General features: G+C 73.0%; 19 protein-coding genes. 12 read left to right on the plus strand and 7 right to left on the minus strand.

Annotated elements, in window-relative coordinates; translation table 11 throughout:
* Positions 1-142: 142 nt before the first annotated feature.
* The 3 genes from fmt to ACLJOU_RS23400 are packed head-to-tail and all read left to right on the plus strand — an operon-like array spanning position 143 to position 2,984.
* Entirely contained in the window at positions 143-1,069 is a 927-nt protein-coding gene (fmt, locus tag ACLJOU_RS23390) for a methionyl-tRNA formyltransferase (RefSeq protein ID WP_410569889.1), read from the plus strand.
* On the plus strand, positions 1,066-2,490 hold the full coding sequence (locus tag ACLJOU_RS23395; protein ID WP_410569891.1) for an RsmB/NOP family class I SAM-dependent RNA methyltransferase: 1,425 nt from the start codon (positions 1,066-1,068) through the stop codon (positions 2,488-2,490). Before fmt ends, ACLJOU_RS23395 begins: the two co-directional genes overlap by 4 nt.
* Positions 2,487-2,984 (plus strand): flavoprotein, encoded by a 498-nt coding sequence (locus tag ACLJOU_RS23400; protein ID WP_410569892.1) that lies wholly within the window; start codon positions 2,487-2,489, stop codon positions 2,982-2,984. Before ACLJOU_RS23395 ends, ACLJOU_RS23400 begins: the two co-directional genes overlap by 4 nt.
* Positions 2,985-3,253: 269 nt before the next feature.
* On the opposite strand, the gene ACLJOU_RS23405 is transcribed toward ACLJOU_RS23400, so the two are convergent.
* The 4 genes from ACLJOU_RS23405 to ACLJOU_RS23420 all read right to left on the minus strand — a co-directional run bounded on the left by ACLJOU_RS23405 (position 3,254) and on the right by ACLJOU_RS23420 (position 7,861).
* Positions 3,254-4,351 carry a serine hydrolase domain-containing protein gene (locus tag ACLJOU_RS23405; protein ID WP_410569894.1) on the minus strand — a complete coding sequence of 366 codons (1,098 nt, stop codon included), beginning with the start codon at positions 4,349-4,351 and terminating at the stop codon, positions 3,254-3,256.
* 102 nt (positions 4,352-4,453) lie between these two features.
* On the minus strand, positions 4,454-5,848 hold the full coding sequence (gene phoA / locus ACLJOU_RS23410) for an alkaline phosphatase (protein ID WP_410569895.1): 1,395 nt from the start codon (positions 5,846-5,848) through the stop codon (positions 4,454-4,456).
* 157 nt (positions 5,849-6,005) lie between these two features.
* A complete protein-coding gene (locus ACLJOU_RS23415) occupies positions 6,006-6,665 on the minus strand; it encodes a response regulator (RefSeq protein ID WP_410569897.1) in 660 nt (219 codons plus the stop codon).
* Positions 6,662-7,861, minus strand: a complete 1,200-nt coding sequence (locus ACLJOU_RS23420) for a sensor histidine kinase (RefSeq protein ID WP_410569899.1) — start codon at positions 7,859-7,861, stop codon at positions 6,662-6,664. The genes ACLJOU_RS23415 and ACLJOU_RS23420 overlap by 4 nt, the downstream gene beginning before the upstream one ends.
* 122 nt (positions 7,862-7,983) lie before the next feature.
* Between ACLJOU_RS23420 and rpe the strand changes: the two genes are divergently transcribed.
* The 5 genes from rpe to ACLJOU_RS23445 all read left to right on the plus strand — a co-directional run bounded on the left by rpe (position 7,984) and on the right by ACLJOU_RS23445 (position 11,652).
* A complete protein-coding gene (gene rpe / locus ACLJOU_RS23425; protein WP_410570285.1) occupies positions 7,984-8,655 on the plus strand; it encodes a ribulose-phosphate 3-epimerase in 672 nt (223 codons plus the stop codon).
* A gap of 87 nt (positions 8,656-8,742) precedes the next feature.
* Positions 8,743-9,387 carry a riboflavin synthase gene (locus tag ACLJOU_RS23430; protein ID WP_410569900.1) on the plus strand — a complete coding sequence of 215 codons (645 nt, stop codon included), beginning with the start codon at positions 8,743-8,745 and terminating at the stop codon, positions 9,385-9,387.
* On the plus strand, positions 9,384-10,712 hold the full coding sequence (locus ACLJOU_RS23435; protein ID WP_410569902.1) for a bifunctional 3,4-dihydroxy-2-butanone-4-phosphate synthase/GTP cyclohydrolase II: 1,329 nt from the start codon (positions 9,384-9,386) through the stop codon (positions 10,710-10,712). The genes ACLJOU_RS23430 and ACLJOU_RS23435 overlap by 4 nt, the downstream gene beginning before the upstream one ends.
* Positions 10,709-11,215, plus strand: coding sequence for a 6,7-dimethyl-8-ribityllumazine synthase (ribH, locus tag ACLJOU_RS23440; RefSeq protein WP_410569903.1), 507 nt, complete (start codon positions 10,709-10,711; stop codon positions 11,213-11,215). The genes ACLJOU_RS23435 and ribH overlap by 4 nt, the downstream gene beginning before the upstream one ends.
* Positions 11,212-11,652: a PH domain-containing protein gene (locus tag ACLJOU_RS23445; protein WP_410569905.1), complete on the plus strand. Its 441-nt coding sequence runs from the start codon at positions 11,212-11,214 to the stop codon at positions 11,650-11,652. Before ribH ends, ACLJOU_RS23445 begins: the two co-directional genes overlap by 4 nt.
* 10 nt (positions 11,653-11,662) lie before the next feature.
* On the opposite strand, the gene ACLJOU_RS23450 is transcribed toward ACLJOU_RS23445, so the two are convergent.
* Positions 11,663-12,439: an exodeoxyribonuclease III gene (locus ACLJOU_RS23450; protein ID WP_410569906.1), complete on the minus strand. Its 777-nt coding sequence runs from the start codon at positions 12,437-12,439 to the stop codon at positions 11,663-11,665.
* Between the two features lie 65 nt (positions 12,440-12,504).
* A complete protein-coding gene (locus ACLJOU_RS23455; protein ID WP_410569908.1) occupies positions 12,505-13,227 on the minus strand; it encodes a S1 family peptidase in 723 nt (240 codons plus the stop codon).
* Between the two features lie 189 nt (positions 13,228-13,416).
* Between ACLJOU_RS23455 and uvrC the strand changes: the two genes are divergently transcribed.
* The 4 genes from uvrC to whiA are packed head-to-tail and all read left to right on the plus strand — an operon-like array spanning position 13,417 to position 18,252.
* Positions 13,417-15,372, plus strand: coding sequence for an excinuclease ABC subunit UvrC (gene uvrC, locus ACLJOU_RS23460; protein WP_410569910.1), 1,956 nt, complete (start codon positions 13,417-13,419; stop codon positions 15,370-15,372).
* 42 nt (positions 15,373-15,414) lie between these two features.
* A complete protein-coding gene (gene rapZ / locus ACLJOU_RS23465) occupies positions 15,415-16,272 on the plus strand; it encodes an RNase adapter RapZ (protein WP_176178290.1) in 858 nt (285 codons plus the stop codon).
* A 1-nt stretch (position 16,273) separates the two neighbouring features.
* On the plus strand, positions 16,274-17,260 hold the full coding sequence (locus ACLJOU_RS23470; RefSeq protein ID WP_410570287.1) for a gluconeogenesis factor YvcK family protein: 987 nt from the start codon (positions 16,274-16,276) through the stop codon (positions 17,258-17,260).
* Positions 17,260-18,252 carry a DNA-binding protein WhiA gene (gene whiA, locus ACLJOU_RS23475; RefSeq protein ID WP_043788299.1) on the plus strand — a complete coding sequence of 331 codons (993 nt, stop codon included), beginning with the start codon at positions 17,260-17,262 and terminating at the stop codon, positions 18,250-18,252. The genes ACLJOU_RS23470 and whiA overlap by 1 nt, the downstream gene beginning before the upstream one ends.
* A 238-nt stretch (positions 18,253-18,490) precedes the next feature.
* Here whiA and ACLJOU_RS23480 read toward each other — a convergent pair whose 3' ends face one another.
* On the minus strand, positions 18,491-19,450 hold the full coding sequence (locus ACLJOU_RS23480) for a glucosyl-3-phosphoglycerate synthase (RefSeq protein ID WP_410569912.1): 960 nt from the start codon (positions 19,448-19,450) through the stop codon (positions 18,491-18,493).
* Positions 19,451-19,464 lie beyond the last annotated feature (14 nt).

Below are 19,464 nucleotides of genomic sequence, written 5' to 3' on the forward strand. Positions count from 1 at the left end.
CATCACGACCCCGCTGTGGACAACCCGCCCGCCCCCAAGATCGGCAGATCGGGGCACTGGCGCGCCCGGCGAACCGGGGCCTTCTAGACTCGGCTGCGATGTCCCAGCCACCTGAATCCCCGCTTTCGCCGGGGGTGGGCCGATGAAGCTCGTCTTCGCCGGCACGCCCGACCCGGCGGTCCCCGCCCTGCGTGCCCTGCTCGAATCCGGGCGGCACGAGGTCGTCGCCGTCGTCACGCGGCCCGATGCGCAGGCCGGGCGCGGCCGCCGCGTCGTGCGGTCGCCCGTCGGTGCCCTTGCCGACGAACACGGCATCGAGGTCCTCACCCCCGCGCGCGCCGGGGATCCGGCCTTTCTCGCGCGCCTCGCCGAGCTCGCGCCGGATGCCTGCCCGGTCGTCGCCTACGGGGCACTGCTGCCGCAGGCCGCCCTCGACATCCCGCGGCTCGGCTGGGTGAACCTGCACTTCTCGCTGCTGCCCGCGTGGCGCGGCGCCGCGCCCGTGCAGGCCGCGATCCGCGCCGGCGACGAGATCACCGGCGCCTCGACCTTCCGGATCGTCAAGGAACTCGACGCCGGCCCGGTCTACGGCGTCGTCACCGAGACCATCGGCGCCACCGACACCGCCGGCGCGCTGCTCGGGCGGCTCGCGGAGTCCGGGGCCAAGCTGCTGCTGTCCACGATGGACGGTCTCGCCGACGGCAGCCTCGTCGCGCGGGAACAGCCCGCCGAAGGCGTCAGCTACGCGCCGAAGGTCACCGTCGAGGACGCGCGGGTGTCCTTCGCCGACCCCGCGCCGGCGGTCGACCGGCAGATCCGCTCGGTCACCCCGGACCCGGGCGCCTGGGCGGAGTTCCGCGGCGAGCGGTTCAAGCTCGGCCCGGTCAAGGTGCTCGACGAACCCGGCCCGCCGCCGGGCGAGATCGTCGTCGAGCGCAAACGGGTGCTGGTCGGCACGGCGACGAAGCCACTGCAGCTCGGCGAAGTCCAGGCACCCGGCAAGAAACGGATGGCGGCCACCGACTGGGCGCGCGGAACAAGGATCGACCAGGGAGAGCGCCTCCGGTGAACGACCACAGGGAACGACGTCCGTCACGGCCGCAGCGGGGCCGTCCGGCACCGCGCAAGGAAGGCCCGCGCCGCCCGCCGGAGGTGGACCCGGCCCGGCAGGCCGCGTTCGACGTCCTCGCGGCCGTCCGGACGAAGGACGCCTACGCCAACCTCGTCCTGCCGGACCTGCTGCGCGAGCGCCGGATCACCGGCCGCGACGCGGCGCTGGCCACCGAACTCACGTACGGCGCGTCGCGGGCGCAGGGCCTGCTCGACGCGATCATCGAGTCCTGCGCCGAGCGCCCGCTCAAGCAGACCGACCCCGCGGTGCTCGACGCGCTGCGCCTCGGCGTCTACCAGCTGCTGCGCACGCGCATCCCCGAGCACGCCGCGGTGACGTCCACTGTGGACCTTGTCCGCGCCGAAGCCGGTTCGTGGGCCACGGGTTTCGCGAACGCCATCCTGCGCAAAGTGTCCGAAAAGGACGAAGCCTCGTGGCTCGACGAGCTGGCGCCGGACGAAGCGAAGGACCCGATCGGCGCCTACGCGCTGCGCACCGCGCACCCCCGCTGGATCGCCCGGTCGTTCGCCGAAGCGCTCGGTGACAAGGGCGCCGGCCTCAAGGCCGCCCTCGAAGCCGACGACGCGCGCCCCGAGGTCCACCTCGTCGCCCGGCCCGGCGAGATCAGCGCCGACGAGCTCGCCGCGATCACCGGCGGCGACCCGGCGCCGTACTCGCCCTACGGCGTCCGCCTGCCCGCCGGCGCCGGCGACCCGGCCGACGTCGAACCGGTCCGCGAGCGGCTGGCCGCGGTCCAGGACGAGGGCAGCCAGCTCTGCGCGATCGCCGCCACGAAGGTGCCGCTCGACGGTTCCGACGAGCGCTGGCTCGACCTGTGCGCCGGCCCCGGCGGCAAGGCCGCGCTGCTCGGCGCGCTGGCCGCGCTCGGCGGGGCGACCGTCGACGCCGTCGAGAAGGCGCCGCATCGCGCGAAGCTCGTCGAGAAGGCGACGAGCGGGTTGCCGGTGAAGGTGCGCGTCGCCGACGGACGTGAGAGCGGCCTGGAACCGGGCTACGACCGGATCCTCGTCGACGCGCCGTGCAGCGGCCTCGGCGCGCTGCGGCGGCGGCCCGAGGCGCGGTGGCGGCGCCAGCCGTCCGACGTCGCGGACCTGACGAAGCTGCAGGGCGAGCTGATCACCGCGGCCTACGAGCTGCTGCGGCCCGGCGGCGCGCTGACCTACGTCGTCTGCTCGCCGCACCTGGCCGAGACCGAAGGCGTCTTCGCGGAGACGTCGCGGCGGCTGAAGGCCGAGGTGCTGGACGCGCGCGAGTTCTTCCCCGGTGTGCCGGAGCTCGGGGACGGGCCGTACGTCCAGCTGTGGCCGCACCGCCACGGCACGGACGCGATGTTCTGCGCCGTGCTGCGCAAACCGTGACCGACCTCGGGCTGGTCGCCAGCTCGTGCGGCGGGCTGGACGTCCGCTTCGCCGCCGAGCTGGCCCGCCCGGCGGCCGACCGCGGCTGGCGCCCGGCGATCACGCTGACGCCGACGGCGCACCGCTGGCTGGAGTCCACCGGTGGGCTCGACGAGGTGGCGGCCTGCACCGACCTGCCGGTCCGCAGCGTGTCCCGGCTGCCGGGCGAGCCGCGGCCGCACCCGGACCCGGCGGTGTTCCTGTTCGCGCCGGCCTCGGCGAATTCGGTGGCGAAACTGGCGCTGGGCATCGCGGACAACCAGGCATTGACGCTGCTCGGCGACGTGCTGGGCGCGCCGGGGATCACGCTGGTGGTGGCGTACCAGATCCAGGACACGCGGGTGCACCACCCGGCGTGGCAGCGCCACCTCGACACCCTCGCGGGCGCCGGGGTGACGCTGCACCGGCTGGACGTCCGGCGGCCGTGGACCGAGGCGCTGGACCTGCTGCCTTGAGGGCGCCGGGTAGGGCTTTGCCCGGGCCCGCTTGCCGCACGGCTCGGGGCCGCTGGGGCCGCTGTGGTCGGGCGAAGTTCGCCGCCGCGGTGAATGGGTCCGTGGTGAGCCCCCGCCGCGGTGAATAGGTCCGTGGTGAGCCGCCGTTGCGGTGGATCGCCGCCGCGGGTGAACCGGGGCCGCCGCTTCGCCGAAAAGTTCACCCGCCCGCGGGGGCGCCCCCCGTCTTCCACTCTACCGGCGACCACCGACAATTCCGGCCCGCAAACCTAGGAACAAACCGCAGCATCCACAGCCGCCAGCAGGTGCTGTCCGGTGTCGGCCGGGGTCGGGTTCTCGTTCAGCACCACCGTCGCCCGCCGGTCTTCCGGGCCCACCCCCGCGAAGTTCGTGAAGCCCATGATGCCCCCTTCGTGCCCCCACACCACTCCGCACGACAGCGGGATGCTGCCCAGGCCCAAGCCGTACCGCGCGCCGGGGATGCCGAGGTCCGCCGGGACCGTGCGGCGCATCTCCGCCAGCTCCGCCGGTCCCAGCAGCCGGCCGCCCAGCAACGCTCCGTAGAACCGGTCCAGGTCCGCCGGGGTCGAGACCAGGCCGCCCGCCGCCCAGGCGATCGTTGCGTCGAAGTCGCTGAAGTCGACCAGTTTTCCGTCGAGCGGCAAGTAGCCGACCGCGTGCGGAGCCGGGAGCCTCTCGTCACCTCGGCCGGGGAGGTACGTGTCGTACAGGCCCAGTGGGCGGGTGATGCGGCGGGTGATCTCCGTGTCCAGCGGATGGCCGGTCACGCGTTCCACGAGCATCCCCGCCACGATGTAGTTCGTGTTCGAGTACGACCAGCCCGTGCCCGGCGGGAACAGCGCCGGGTACTTCAGCGCCCGCGCCACCAGTTCCGCCGGCTCGGCGCCGCGGTGGCGCAGTGCCTCCGGGTTGCCCAGGTCGAAGTCCTGCAGGTAGTCCGGAATTCCGCTCGTGTGCTGCAGCAGCTGCCGGACCGTGATGCGCGCGTCGGGCAGCAGGCCCGGCAGGTACCGCGAAACCGGCGCGTCCAGCCGCACCCGGCCCTCCGCCACGAGCTGCAGCACGACCGTCGCCACGAACGACTTTGTCACGCTGCCCACGCGGAAGGAACCGTTGCGCGGGAACGCTTTTCCGGTGGCGACATCGCCCTTGCCGCTGCGGGTGACCTGTGTCCGCCGGCCGTCCTGGACGACCGCCGCCGCCCCCGGTACGCCGTCCTGGGCCGTCAGCACGTCCAGGCTCGCCTGGACCGGGCTCGTGGCCGCGGCGAGCGCCGGCGCCGCCGTGGTGACGGCGAGCAGCGCCACGAGTGTGCCGGCCGTGCCGGCCCGCAATGACTTCCGCATGAGAAAACCCCCTGGTGTCTCGGTCTTCCCCACGCTAGGGAAACCGGACACCAGGGGGTATCGGGGAGACCACCGGAAAAACCCGGGGGTGCACCCCACCACTCAGCGCAGCTTGAGGGCTCGCTTCAAGGTGCCGAACAGGTCGGTCTGGTTGGTCAGGCCGACGATGTTCGCCGCCTGCGGGCCGAGACCCGCGATGCGCACCTGCGTACCCGTGTGCGACTGCGAGCCGCCCGCTTCCGCGGTGCCGTACGCCAGCGTCATGTTCGCGCCCTCGTTGGTGATCAGGGTCGCGGTCAGGCCCGGCGTGGCGGTGGGCTCGACGATCTGGCTGCTGTGGCCGTGGTCCGCGGTCACCAGCACCAGCGTGTCGGGGTGGCTGCGGGCGAACGCCGTGCCCGCCGCGATCGCCGCGTCGAAGTCGACCGTCTCGCCGATCTGGCCGCACGGGTCGGCCGCGTGGTCCTGCTTGTCGATGCTCGCGCCCTCGACCTGCAGGAAGAAGCCCTTGTCGCTGCGGCGGTCGTCGAGCAGCTCCAGCGCCTTGCGGGTCTGGTCGGCCAGCTTCGGCTGGGTCGCGGGCAGCTTCGGGTTCGGGGCGCAGCGGGTGGGCGCGGTGCCGCCGTGCACGGCCGCCGGGCCGCTCCAGTTCACCGGCATGTTGCCGTCGGCGAACAGGCCGAGGACCGGCTTGCCCTTCTTCGCCGCCGCCAGGTCGGCCGCGGTGTTCACGACGGTGTAGCCGGCCGCCTTGGCCTGGTCCAGCACGGTCTTGCCCTGGTACTTGCCCGCGGTGACCTGCTGGTTGAAGTACTTCGCGCCGCCGCCCAGCAGGACGTCGGGGCGGGTCTGCACCAGCTGCTCGGCGATCGAGCCGAGGCCGCCGTTCTCCTTGGCGTTCTTCGCGCACTTGGCGGTCGTCTCGACCGGGCCCTTGCAGTCGCGGTTGACGACGTGCGAGCCGAGCACGGCCGGGGTCGCGTCCTGGACCTCGGCGGTGGTGACGTCGCCGGTGCGCAGGCCGTTGCGCTTGGCGATCTCGAGAATGGTCGGCACGTCGTTGCCGTACGCGTCGACGGAGATGGCGCCGTTGTAGGTCTTGGTGCCGGTGGCCCAGCCGGTGCCGGACGCGGCCGAGTCGGTCACGTAGTTCGGCTTGGCCGGGTTGTTCTGCTCCACGGCGTAGGTCGTGTAATCGCCGGTCAGCGGCAGCTCGTCCATCGCGAGCCGGCCGGCCGCGCCGCGCTCGTAGTTGCGGGCGGCGGTGATCTCCGACTGGCCCATGCCGTCGCCGATGAACAGGATGACGTTGCGGGCGTGGCCGCCCTGGATCGCGGCCCGGACGTCGGCGGTGCGGTCACCGGTGCCGGCGGCCGAACGCGCGTCGGCGTCGTCGGAGCCGTTGGTGGCCAGGGCGACCGGGGCGGCGGCGACCAGCGCGGCGCCGAGCGCGCCCACGACCAGCCACCGGCGGCGGCCGGCGAACAGCGAAGCCATGTTTCTCCTCATTGGGGGACTTCGGGAGGTAAGTGCCCGGATTTCGGACACGGCCCATTAGTCCTCCCGCATGTGTGGTGCGAAGAGACTGAAGGTGACGCCCGGGTGTCCGCTGGCCGAACTCATGACTCCCCGCGGGTGACCGGGAGCACGTCGGTTATTGACCGCCGAGGTGCCCCGGCCGGACGATGCCCGATTCGTACGCTATGACCACTGCTTGGCTGCGGTTCCCGGCCCCGAGCTTGGCGAAGATGTTGCCCACGTGCGTCTTCACCGTCTCCAGGCTGATCACCAGCGCCGCCGCGATGTCCTGATTGGACAGTCCGGTGGCGATCAGCCGCAGCACCTCGGCTTCGCGGCGGGTCAGCGTCTTCGCCGCCCGCGCGTGCTTCCCGCCCGCCGGACGGCCGCTCACCAGCCGCCGGATCGCCTCCGGGAACAGCAGGGACTCGCCGGCCGCGACCGTCCGCACCGCGTGCGCGATCTCCTCCTTGCGCGCCCGCTTCAGCAGGAACCCGCTGGCCCCGGCCAGCAGCGCTTCGTGGACGTAGTCGTCGTTGTCGAACGTCGTGACGACGAGGATCTTCGGCGGTTCGGCCAGCGCCGCGAGCACCTGCCGGGTGGCTTCGATGCCGTTCACGCGGGGCATCCGGACGTCCATCAGCACGACGTCCGGGCAGGTCCGCCGCACGGCCTCGAGGACTTCGCCGCCGTCGGCCGCCTCGCCGACCACCGCCAGGCCCTGCTGCTCCAGCAGGGCCCGCAGCCCGGTGCGGACCAGCGGTTCGTCGTCGGCGAGCAGCACCGTGGGCGTCACGTGGCCGCCCGCAGCGGGATGGTCGCGCGCAGCCGCCACTGCTGCCCGTCCGGGCCGGCGTCGAGCTCACCGCGCAGCGCTTCGACGCGCTCGGCGAGCCCGGCCAGCCCGCGCCGCCCGGTCCGCGGCCCGTCGCCGGGCAGCGCGTTGACGACCGCGATGCCGAGGCGGTCCGGCCCGGCCTCGACGCGCACGTCGACGGCGCCGGGGCCGGCGTGGCGCAAGGCGTTGGTCAGGCCCTCCTGGACGATCCGGTAGCCCTCGCGCGACACCGTCGCGGGCAGCGCGGCGACCGGCCCGGTGACGGTCAGCCGGACGTCGAGCCCGGCTTCGCGGGCGCGGACGGCGAGCACGTCAACTTCGGCCAGCGTGCGGGTCGGCGCCTTCGCGGCCGGCTCTTCGCGAAGCAGCCCCAGGACGTGGTCGAGGTCCTCGAGCGCGCTTCGGGAGGCTTCTTCGATCGTGCCGAGTGCGCGCCGGACCTGGGCCGGGTCCGCCTCCACCAGCTCGGCCGCGGCGGCGGCCTGGATCGTCGACGTCGTGAGCGTGTGCCCGATCGAGTCGTGCAGCTCGCGGGCCAGCCGGTTGCGCTGGGCGAGCACGGCCGAGCGGCGTTCGGCCAGCGCGGCGCGTTCGGTGCCGGACGGGCCCAGCAGCGCCTCCGCGCCGGCGCGGAAGCCGTGGGTGGCGCCCGCGGACAGCACCAGCGCCGCGAAGAGCAGCACGACCGCGAACGGGACCGTCCACGCCCCGAGCGGGACGTCGTCCCAGAAGAGGCTGATCGAGTCCTGGCCGCCGGTCAGCCACACGGCGGGCACGAGCAGGCCGAGGCCGAGGAAGGCGAGCACGGTGAGCAGGATCCCGGAGGCCGCCGTGTGCAGCGCGAGCCACAGGCCCGAGCGCAGCCGCGCACCGGCGCCGGGGCGCCCGTCCGGGGCCGGGATCGCCGTGCCGAGCAGGGTGTTCGCCAAGCCGGTGCCGATCCGCCGGACCGGTCCCAGCAGGCCCAGCAGCCCCATCAGCACCGCGAGGGCCAGCAGGGCGAGCAGGGCCCGCACACGGGAGTCGGCCTCGACGGACACCGCCGCGGCGAGGGCGAACGGGGACACCGGCACGGTGAGGACCGCGCACGCGACGGCGTAGGGCACGCTGCGGTAGCTGCCGAGCCGTGCCAGGGACGTCAGGAATCCGGACATGCGGCCGAGGTTAGGGCGCGACCGTGGCCCGTGACCTCCCTCTCGGGAGCCAGATCCTGGTCACAACCGGTTAGCGACCGTTAGCGCCGTCCTCCTACACTCGGGACGTGGCAGACCGACCTTTGATCGCACCCAGCATCCTCGCGGCGGACTTCGCCCGGCTCGGCGAGGAGATCGCCGCCGTGGCCGGCACCGGGGAGGCCCGCGCCGACTGGGTCCACGTCGACGTCATGGACGCGCACTTCGTGCCCAACCTGACCCTCGGCCTGCCCGTCGCCAAGGCACTGATCGACAGCACCGACCTGCCGATCGACTGCCACCTGATGATCGACGACCCGGACCGCTGGGCGGTCGGGTACGCCGAGGCCGGCGCCCACAACGTCACCGTGCACGCCGAGGCCGCGAAGGATCCGGTCGCGCTGGCGAAGAACCTGCGGGCCGCGGGCGCGAAGGCGGGCCTGTCGATCAAGCCGGGCACCGCGCTCGAGCCGTGGCTGGAAGCGCTCAAGCACTACGACACGCTGCTGGTCATGTCGGTCGAGCCGGGCTTCGGCGGGCAGTCGTTCATCGCCGACGTCCTCGAGAAGGTCCGCGTCGCGCGGCGGCTGGTCGACACCGGGCACCTCAAGCTGCTCGTCGAGATCGACGGCGGCATCAACGCCGACACGATCGAGCAGGCCGCCGAGGCCGGTGTCGACTGCTTCGTGGCCGGATCCGCCGTCTACGGCGCCGCCGACCCGGGCAAGGCGGTCGCCGCGCTGCGCGAGCAGGCGGCCCGTGGCCGGGCCGGCTGACACTCGCGGCGGCACCGGAGAAGCCACCGGGCCCCGGCGGGTGTTGGATGGAAGGACCGGCTCACGGCTCACGAGGAGGCAGTGCACGTGTTCACCGGCATAGTCGAGGAGATCGGCGAAGTCACCGCGGTCGAGCAGCTGACCAACGCGGCCCGGCTGCGGGTTCGCGGGCCGCTGGTCACCAGTGACGCCGGGCACGGCGACTCGATCGCGGTCAGCGGGGTCTGCCTGACCGTCGTGGAGGTGGCGGGCGGCGAATTCACCGTCGACGTCGTCAACGAGACGCTGCAGCGGTCGAGCCTGGCCAAGGTCGCGGTCGGCGACCGCGTCAACCTCGAGCGCGCCACCCCGGCCGGCGGCCGGCTCGGCGGCCACATCATGCAGGGCCACGTCGACGGGACCGGCGTGTTCCTCGGCCGCGACGAGAACGGCGTCACGACGTTCGCGCTGCCGAAGCACCTGTCCCGGTACGTGGTCGAAAAGGGCTCGATCGCGGTCGACGGCGTCTCGCTGACGGTCGCGGCGATCGGCGACGAGCAGTTCTCGGTCGCCCTGATCCCCACCACCCTCGAGGCGACGACGCTGGGCCGCCGCGAGGCGGGCGACCTGGTCAACCTCGAGGTCGACGTGGTCGCGAAGTACGTGGAAAAGCTGGCCGAGGCCCACATCCGCGACCAGATGCAGAATCGGGACAGTGACACTCGGAACACTGGCACGGAGGAGCGGTCATGAGTGAGTCGAGTGCACCCACGCCCGAAGCGGGCTGGACCCCGTGCGGCGCCGGGGCGGTGTTCGACGCGGACGCCATCGAGCGCGCGATCGCCGACATCGCCGCCGGCCGCCCGGTCGTCGTGGTCGACGACGAGGACCGCGAGAACGAGGGCGACCTCATCTTCGCCGCCGAGAAGGCGACGCCGGAGCTGCTGGCGTTCATGGTCCGCTACACCTCGGGGTACGTCTGCGTGGCGCTGACCGAGTCCGAGGCCGACCGGCTCGACCTGCCCCCGATGTACCACACGAACCAGGACGCGCGCGGCACCGCGTACAGCGTCACGGTCGACGCCGCCGAGGGCATCAGCACCGGCATCTCCGCGGCCGACCGCGCGCACACCATCCGGTTGCTGGCCGACCCCGCGTCCACGGCGAAGGACTTCCGCCGTCCCGGGCACGTCGTGCCCCTGCGGGCCAAGGAGGGCGGCGTGCTGCGCCGCCCCGGCCACACCGAGGCGTCGGTCGACCTGGCCCGGATGGCCGGGCTCGCCCCCGCCGGCGTGCTCTGCGAGATCGTGTCGCAGAAGGACGAAGGCGACATGGCCCGCCGCGACGAGCTCGAGGTCTTCGCCGCCGACCACGGCCTGGCGATCATCACCATCGCCGACCTGATCGCCTACCGCCGCCGCACCGAGAAGCAGGTCGAGCGGGTCGCCGAGGCGCGGATCCCCCTGGCCGCGGGCACGTTCCGCGCGGTCGGCTACGACTCGCTGCTGGACGGCATCGAGCACGTGGCGTTCGTCTACGGCGAAATCGGCGACGGGCAGGACATCCTGGTCCGCGTCCACTCCGAGTGCCTCACCGGTGACGTCTTCGGCTCGCTGCGCTGCGACTGCGGCCCGCAGCTGGAGGCGGCGCTGGAAGCGGTGGCCGCCGAAGGCCGCGGCGTCGTGCTCTACATCCGCGGCCACGAAGGCCGCGGCATCGGCCTCCTGCACAAGCTGCAGGCCTACCAGCTGCAGGACGACGGCGCGGACACCGTCGACGCGAACCTCGCGCTCGGCGTCCCGGCCGACGCCCGCGACTACGGCACCGGCGCGCAGATCCTCTGCGACCTCGGCGTCCGCACCATGCGGCTGCTGTCGAACAACCCGGCCAAGCGGATCGGCCTCGAGGGCTACGGCCTGCGCGTCACCGGGCGCGTGCCGCTGCCGATCTCGCCGAACCCGGAAAACCTGCGCTACCTGCGCACCAAGCGGGACCGGATGGGGCACGACCTGGCCCAGCTGGAGCACTACGACCAGGTCGGCGCGGCCGCCGAGCACGCGGATGGGGGAGCACTGTGAGCGGCGAAGGCCGACCCGAGGCCAAGCTGGATCTCTCCGACTGCAAGTCGCTGAAGCTCGGCATCGTCGCCACCCGCTGGAACGCGGACATCACCGACGTCCTGCTGGAGCGGGCGCTGGTCGCGGCGCGCGAGGCCGAGCTCGAAGAGGAGCCGACGGTCGTCCACGTCGCGGGCGCGGTCGAGCTGCCGGTGGTGGCGCAGGCGCTGGCCCGCAACCACGACGCGGTGGTCGCGCTGGGCGTGGTCATCCGCGGCGGCACCCCGCACTTCGAGTACGTGTGCGACGCGGTGACGGCGGGCCTGACCCGGGTCGCGCTGGACGAGAGCACCCCGGTCGGCAACGGCGTCCTGACGTGCGACACGCACGAGCAGGCGGTCGACCGCTCGGGCCGTCCGGGCGCGAAGGAAGACAAGGGCTACGAGGCGACGGTGGCGGCCCTGGACTCCGCGCACGTGCTGCGGAGCCTGCGCCAGCCGTGGACCGAACGAGGTTTCCAATGAGCGTGCAGACTCTCCTGGTGATCCGCCCGCGCCGGGCGATGATCATGTGCAGCGTGCTGGCGGTGGCCCTGCTGGCGGTGTTCGTGGTGGTCGCGGTGCTGCTGCGCAACGGCGACACGGGCGTGCGCTTCCAGCGTTCCGACCAGGCGGCGATGGTGGGCATCGGCATCCTGCTGGCGTGCGGGGTGATGCTGTTCGCGATCGCCCGGGTGCGCGCGGACGCCGAGGGCATCGAGGTCCGGAACGTGCTGATCACCCGGCGGTTCGCGTGGAGCGAGGTGCTGTCGGTGAGCTTCCCGGACGGCGCTTCGTGGGCCCGGCTGGAGCTGCCGGACGACGAGTACCACGCGGTGATGGCCGTGCAGTCCGTGGACCGGGACCGGGCGGTGGAGGCGGTGCGGGCGCTGCGGAAACTGCACCGCGCCGCCACCTCCTGAGCGCCGGGCCTCAGAGGTCCAGGTCGACCACGATCGGGGCGTGGTCCGACGGCCCCTTCCCCTTCCGCATGTTCCGGTCCACATAGGAATCCGTGACGGCGGAGGTGAAGGCCTCGTTCCCGTACACCAGGTCGATCCGCATGCCCTTGTTGTTCGGGAAGTTCCCGGCCCGGTAGTCCCAGTACGTGAACGGGTGGTCGTACTTCAGCGGCCGCGGGAACACGTCCGACAACCCCAGGTCCCGCAGCCGGGCCAGGGCGTCGCGCTCCGGCTTCGTCACGTGCGTCGACTCCGCGAACAGCGCGATGTCCCAGACGTCCGCGTCCGTCGGGGCCACGTTGAAGTCGCCCAGTACCGCGAACGGCCCGGACGACACCTCCGAAGCCACCAGCGAGTGCAGCGACGCCAGCCACTCGAGCTTGTACGCGTAGTGCGGGTTGTCCGGCTCACGCCCGTTGGGCACGTACACCGACCACACCCGCACGCCCCCGCAGGTGGCGCCCACCGCGCGCGCTTCCGCCGCACCTTCGAACGAAGGCTCGCCCGGCAGGCCGCGGACGACGTCGGCCAGGCCCACCCGCGAGACGATCCCGACGCCGTTCCAGCGCCCGAGCCCGTACGCCGCCACCTCGTACCCCAGCGCCTCGACCTCGGCCAGCGGGAACTTCTCCGTCGTGGTCTTCAGCTCCTGCAGGCACAGCACGTCCGGCGCCGTCCCCTCCAGGAACTCCAGCACGCGGGGCAGGCGGGGGACGATGGAGTTCACGTTCCAGGTGGCGATCCGCATGCCCGCGAGCATCCCACACGCCACCGACAGAACCGGGGCGGCGCCGCGGCGCCGCCCCGCCGAACTCACACGCCCGCGGTCGTCCGGATCCAGGACCGGCTGGCCGCCACGCTGGCGTAGTTGTTCGTGCCGCGCGTGTTCGACCCGCTCTGGTTCTGGACCGTCGACGCGACGCCGACCTGCACGCCGTTGGCCACCTCCGGCCCGCCCGAGTCGCCCTTCCACGCCGAGCCGTTGACGCCGACGCTCTGGATCGCCCGGCCGCCGTAGGCGTCCGTGGACCGGCCGGTCACCTGGACGTTCGCCGTCTTCAGCGACGTCGCCGGCGGGCCGGTCGGGGTGGTGCGGCCCCAGCCGTAGATCTGGTTGGTGCTGCCGGTGGCCGGGTCGGAGCTGCCCAGCGGGATCGGCGCCGCGCTCGTCGCCGACGCCAGGTGCAGCAGCGCGATGTCGCCGTTCGGGGACTGGTACTCGTTGTCGACGGCGATCTTCGTGCCCGAGAGCAGCGTGTTGCTGCCGACCCGGACGTACATGCCCGAGCCGTCGGAGTCGAGGCAGTGCACCGCGGTCAGCACCCAGCGACTGGCGACGACCGTGCCCGAGCAGTTGAAGCCCTGGTAGTCGCGCCCGGGCGTGTTGACGTACACCTGGGCACCCCAGGAGACGGACGGCGCGGTCGTGCCGCCGACGATGTTCGGCTGGACGTTCGCGGAGGCGACCGCGCCGCCCGCGAGGGTGAGGGCGACGGCGGCCGCGGAGACGGCGCCGAGGGAGCGGAGGAGGCTCACGACGGTGATCCTTTCGGTGGGGGACCGGATCGCCGTCGGAAAGTAACCACCGGGTCACCGGCGCGGACACCGACGAAGGTCGGAACCGGGCGAAGACCCGACTTCCGGCGGATCGGGCACGGGGCGCCCGGAAGCACCGCCGGACGGGGGTGCGCGAGAACTGTCGGTGGTGGCAAATAGGCTGGGGGAGTGGCTGACCCGACCACCTACCGTCCCTCGCCGGGGAGCATCCCGGATGCCCCTGGCGTGTACAAATTCCGTGACGCGACCAAGCGGGTCATCTACGTCGGCAAGGCCAAGAGCCTCCGCAGCAGGCTGAACTCCTACTTCGCCGACCTCTCCGGCCTGCACCCGCGCACCCGCCAGATGGTGACGACGGCCGCGAGCGTCGAATGGACCGTCGTCACCACCGAGGTCGAAGCGCTCCAGCTCGAGTACAACTGGATCAAGGAGTTCGACCCGCGGTTCAACGTCCGCTACCGCGACGACAAGAGCTACCCCGTGCTCGCGGTGACGCTGAACGAGGAGTTCCCGCGGCTGCACGTCTACCGCGGCCCGCGCAAGAAGGGCGTCCGCTACTTCGGCCCGTACGCGCACGCGTGGGCCATCCGCGAGACGCTCGACCTGCTCCTGCGCGTCTTCCCGGCGCGCACCTGCTCGGCCGGGGTGTTCCGGCGGCACGGCCAGATCGGCCGGCCCTGCCTGCTCGGCTACATCGACAAGTGCTCGGCGCCCTGCGTGGGCCGGGTCTCGGCCGACGAGCACCGCGACATCGTCGAGGACTTCTGCGACTTCCTCGCGGGCAAGACCGACGTCATGATCAAGCGCCTCGAAGCCGAGATGGCCGCGGCGTCCGAGGAGCTGGAGTTCGAGCGCGCCGCCCGGCTGCGCGACGACCTCGGCGCGCTGCGCCGCGCCATGGAGAAGCAGGCCGTGGTGCTCGGCGACGGCACGGACGCCGACGTCGTCGCGTTCGCCCACGACGACCTCGAAGCCGCCGTCCAGGTCTTCCACGTGCGCGGCGGCCGGGTCCGCGGCCAGCGCGGCTGGGTCATCGACAAGGCCGAGGAGATGGACGTCCCGGCGCTGGTCGACCACTTCCTCACCCAGTTCTACGGCGACGAGGCCGACCTCGACGCCCGCGACGACGTGGACGCCGGCCCGGTCGTCCCGCGCGAGGTGCTGGTGCCGGAGCTGCCCGCCGACGCGGAGGCGGTCGCGGAGTGGCTGTCCGGGCTGCGCGGCTCGCGCGTCCAGCTGCGAGTGCCCCAGCGCGGCGACAAGAAGGCGCTGGCCGAGACCGTGCAGCGCAACGCGGGGGAGGCGTTCACGCAGCACAAGCTGCGCCGCGCCGGCGACCTCACGGCCCGCTCGGCGGCGCTGACCGAGCTGCAGGAGTTCCTCAGCCTGGACACCGCGCCGCTGCGCATCGAGTGCATCGACATCAGCCACATCCAGGGCAGCGACGTCGTCGCGTCGCTCGTCGTGTTCGAGGACGGGCTCGCGCGCAAGTCCGAGTACCGGCGGTTCGCGCTGCGGGAGGCGGCCACCGAGGGTGACGTCGCTTCGATCGCCGAAGTCGTCCGGCGGCGGTTCTACCGCTACCTCAAGGAAACCGCGGAAGAGTCGAGCACGCCGGGTCTCGACCCGGAGACCGGGCGGCCGAAGAAGTTCGCCTACCCGCCGAACCTGCTGGTCGTCGACGGCGCGGGCCCGCAGGCCACGGCGGCCGCGGACGTGCTGGCCGAACTCGGCATCACCGACATCTCCGTGGTCGGGCTGGCCAAGCGGCTGGAGGAGGTCTGGCTGCCCGCGGACCCCGATCCGGTGATCCTGCCCCGCACGTCGGAGGGGCTGTACCTGCTGCAGCGGCTGCGGGACGAGGCCCACCGGTTCGCCATCGCCTACCACCGCGAGAAGCGCTCCAAGCGGCTGATCACGTCCGAATTGGACAGTGTGCCCGGCCTGGGGCAGGCTCGCCGCACCGCGCTGATCAAGCACTTCGGCTCGGTGAAGAAGCTCAAGCAGGCCAGGGTCGAAGAGATCGAGGCGGTGCCCGGCTTCGGCAGGCGCACCGCGGAAGCCGTGGTCGCCGCGCTGGCCGGGGAGTCCGGCGCGAGCAACGGCACAGGAGCAGGGGAGTAGGGAAACACAGTGAGTGCGCAAGAGGAGATCCGCGGCTCCGGCATGGAGGTCGCGGTCGTGTCCGGGTTGTCCGGGGCGGGCCGCAGCACGGCGGCCAAGTGCCTGGAGGACCTGGGCTGGTTCGTCGTCGACAACCTGCCCCCGGAGCTGATCGCCACCATGGTCGAGCTGGGCGCGCAGGCGCGCGGCGCGATCACGAAGGTGGCCGTCGTCATGGACGTGCGCTCGCGCGCGTTCACCGACGACCTGGCCTCGGTGATCAAGGACCTCGACGCCCGGGGCTACAAGCCGCGGGTGCTGTTCCTGGAGGCGACCGACGCGGTGCTGGTGCGGCGGTTCGAGGCCGTCCGCCGGGGCCACCCGATGCAGGGTGACGGCCGGCTGGCCGACGGCATCACCGCGGAGCGGACCCTGCTGGAGCCGCTGCGCGAAGAGGCCGACCTGGTGCTCGACACGTCGTCGCTGTCGGTGCACGACCTGCGGGCCAAGATCGAGGACGCCTTCGGCTCCGAGGCGAGCACGCAGACCCGGGTCACCGTGCTGTCCTTCGGCTACAAGTACGGCCTGCCGATGGACGCCGACCTGGTGATGGACGTGCGGTTCCTGCCCAACCCGTTCTGGATCCCGGAACTGCGCGAGCACACGGGCCTCGACGGCGAGGTCCGCAACTACGTCCTTTCGCAGGAGGGCGCCGAGGAGTTCCTCGACCGCTACCACCAGCTGCTGCGGCTGATCGGCGCCGGCTACAAGCGCGAGGGCAAGCGGTACCTGACGCTGGCCGTCGGCTGCACCGGCGGCAAGCACCGCAGCGTGGCGCTGTCCGAGGAGCTCGCCCAGCGTCTGTCCAATGAGGACGGTATGGCCGTGAAGGTGGTGCACCGCGACCTTGGTCGTGAATAACGTGCGCGCGGTCGCCCTCGGGGGCGGCCACGGACTGCACGCCACGCTGTCCGCGGTGCGGCGGGTGACCCCCGACGTCACCGCGATCGTGACCGTGGCCGACGACGGCGGATCGTCCGGACGGCTGCGGCGCGAACTCGGCCTGCTGCCGCCCGGTGACCTGCGGCAGGCGTTCGCCGCCTTCGCCGCGGAGGACGGCGGCACGCTGTGGGCCGAGGTCTTCCAGCACCGCTTCGGCGGCGACGGCGCGCTGGCCGGGCACGCGGTGGGGAACCTGCTGCTGGCCGGGCTCTTCGAGGTGCTCGGCGACCCGGTCGCGGCGCTCGACGAGGCGTGCCGGCTGATGGGCGTCTCGGGCCGCGTGCTGCCGATGTCGCCCGAGCCGCTGGAGATCGAGGGTCAGGTCAGCGGCCTGGACAGCGAGGACCCGACGGCGCTGCGCACGATCCGCGGCCAGGTCGCGGTGGCCACCACCCCGGGGCAGGTGCGCCGCGTCAGCCTGCGCTCGCCGGGCCGGGCCGGGCGGCCGCCACTGGCGTGCGAAGAGGCCGTGGAAGCGGTGCTGAACGCCGACGTCGTGTTCCTCGGGCCGGGCTCGTGGTTCACCAGTGTGCTGCCCCACCTGCTCGTGCCCGGGCTGCGCGACGCGCTGGTGCGGACGGCCGCGACGAAGGCCCTCGTGCTGAACCTTGTCCCCCAGCCGGGGGAAACCGCGGGATTCTCCCCGGAGCGTCATCTCGACGTACTCTTCGAGCACGCGCCGGATCTGCGGGTCGACGCGGTGATCGCGGACCGCGATTCCGTGCCCGACCCGGCGAATCTCCGCCGCGCGGCGGAGCGGCTCGGCGGCCGGGCGCACCTGGGGGCGGTGGCCGACCCCGAAGTGCCGGGACGGCATGATCCTGATGCGCTCGCGTTGTGCATGCGGGAGGCTCTCGGTCTCGGCGGGGAGCACGGGGGAGGAGCGAAAGGCAGGGAGGGGCAGTAATGGCGATGACCGCCGCGGTGAAGGACGAGCTGAGCCGGCTGGAGATCACGAAGATCGGGCCGCGCCGGGCGGAGGTCGCGTCGCTGCTTCGCTTCGCCGGCGGGCTGCACATCGTGGCCGGCCGGGTGGTCGTGGAGGCGGAGCTGGACACGGGTTCGGTCGCGCGACGGCTGCGCAAGGAGATCCACGAGCTGTACGGCCACCATTCCGACGTCCACGTCATCACCGCCAGCGGCGGGCTGCGCAAGGGCACCCGGTACGTCGTGCGCGTGGTGAAGGACGGCGAGGGCCTGGCCCGCCAGACGGGCTTGATCGACCAGCGCGGCCGCCCGGTGCGCGGGCTGCCGGCGGCCGTGGTGTCCGGCGGCGTGGCCGACGCGGAAGCGGCGTGGCGGGGCGCGTTCCTCGCGCACGGATCGCTGACCGAACCGGGCCGCTCGTCGTCGCTCGAGGTGACGTGCCCCGGGCCGGAGGCGGCCCTGGCCCTGGTGGGCGCGGCACGCCGGATGGGCATCCAGGCGAAGTCCCGCGAGGTCCGCGGCGCCGACCGGGTGGTGGTCCGCGACGGCGACGCGATCGGCGCGCTGCTGACCCGCCTGGGCGCGCACGCGAGCGTCCTGCAGTGGGAAGAGCGCCGCATGCGCCGCGAGGTCCGCGCGACGGCGAACCGCCTGGCCAACTTCGACGACGCGAACCTGCGCCGGTCCGCCCGCGCGGCGGTGGCGGCGGCGGCGAGGGTGGAGCGAGCCCTGGAGATCCTCGGCGACACGGCCCCGGACCACCTCCTGGCGGCGGGCCGCCTGCGGCTGTCCAACCGCCAGGCGTCCCTGGAGGAGCTGGGCCAGCTGTCGGACCCGCAGATGACGAAGGACGCGGTGGCGGGCCGCATCCGCCGCCTGCTGGCGATGGCGGACAAGCGGGCGAAGGATCTGAACATCCCGGACACCGAGTCGGCGGTCACCCCGGAGATGCTGGAAGAGGAAGACGCCTGACGAGGTCCCGCAGCCACGCTTGCGGCGATCGCGGGATCGGGCCCGGGTGGTCGATCCACCCGGGAGTGAACGGCAGCGGGTGCCGTCGCCGGTGGTTCGCCGGGCAGGCCGACCACCGGGTCCGCGGACCGGGCGACGAAGCGCAGCTCGCCGCCCGGCGGATCGCGAGACCGGCTTGCCGGAGAACCCCGCCCGGCCGCGGCTGCCGACGTCGCCCGGCCGGCGCTCGGCCCGTGAGCTACGCGATGTCCCGCAAGGCCAGGCTGTTCAAGGGCGGGCGCTGCGGGGACGTGAGGTCGGTCAGCACGATCTCCCGCTCGACCCCGGGCGACGTCCCCCGCCGGAACTGGGCCAGCAGCGTCGCCGGTGGGGCCGCCGTCACCAGGCGGCCGTGGCGTTCCAGGCGGTCGAACAGCGTCTGCATGATCTGGCCGGCCATGCGGCCCAGTGCCTGCGTGCTCTGGTGGCGGTGCGTGCGGTGGCCCAGGTCGACCTGGGCCAGTGCGTCGAGGCCGCGCAGTTCCAGCAGGTCGATGAGGTGCCCCACCTCGACGCCGTAGTTGGCGACGAACGGGATGCTCTCCAGCACCTCACGCCGGCCGGCGTATTCGCCGGCCAGCGGCTGGACGAACCCGGCCAGCTCCGGCCAGAACATGTTGAGCAGCGGACGGGCGACCAGTTCGGTGACACGGCCGCCGCCGTCCGCCTCGGTGCCGAGGGGGCGGTGGTAGAAGCCCTTGACGTAGGCCACCGACGGGTCGGTGAGCAGCGGGCCGAGCAGCCCGGTGACGTAGTCCGTGGTGAAGTCGTACAGGTCGCCGTCGACGAAGACGACGAGGTCGCCGCTCGTCGCCGCGACGCCCTTCCAGAGCGCTTCCCCCTTGCCGGCCAGCCCGTCGAGCCCCGGGAAGACGGCGTCCTGCGCGACGACGGCCGCCCCCGCGGCCGCGGCCACCTCGGCGGTGGCGTCGGTGGAACGGCTGTCGACGACGAGGATCTCGTCGACGAGCACGCCGTGCAGCTCCTCCCGGATCGCCGTGACGATCGCGCCGACGGTGGCTTCCTCGTTCCGGGCCGGGATGACCACGGACACCGTGGTGCCGCGTTTGGCCGCGACGAGCTCGCCGACCGTCCAGTCGCTCACCCTGCTGCTGCGCCGGGTGAGCCAGGTGCCGATTTCCGGCGAAACCTGCAGCATGCGCTTTCCCTTCC

The sequence above is a fragment of the Amycolatopsis sp. cmx-4-61 genome (genome assembly GCF_046548775.1).
Taxonomy (GTDB): domain Bacteria; phylum Actinomycetota; class Actinomycetes; order Mycobacteriales; family Pseudonocardiaceae; genus Amycolatopsis.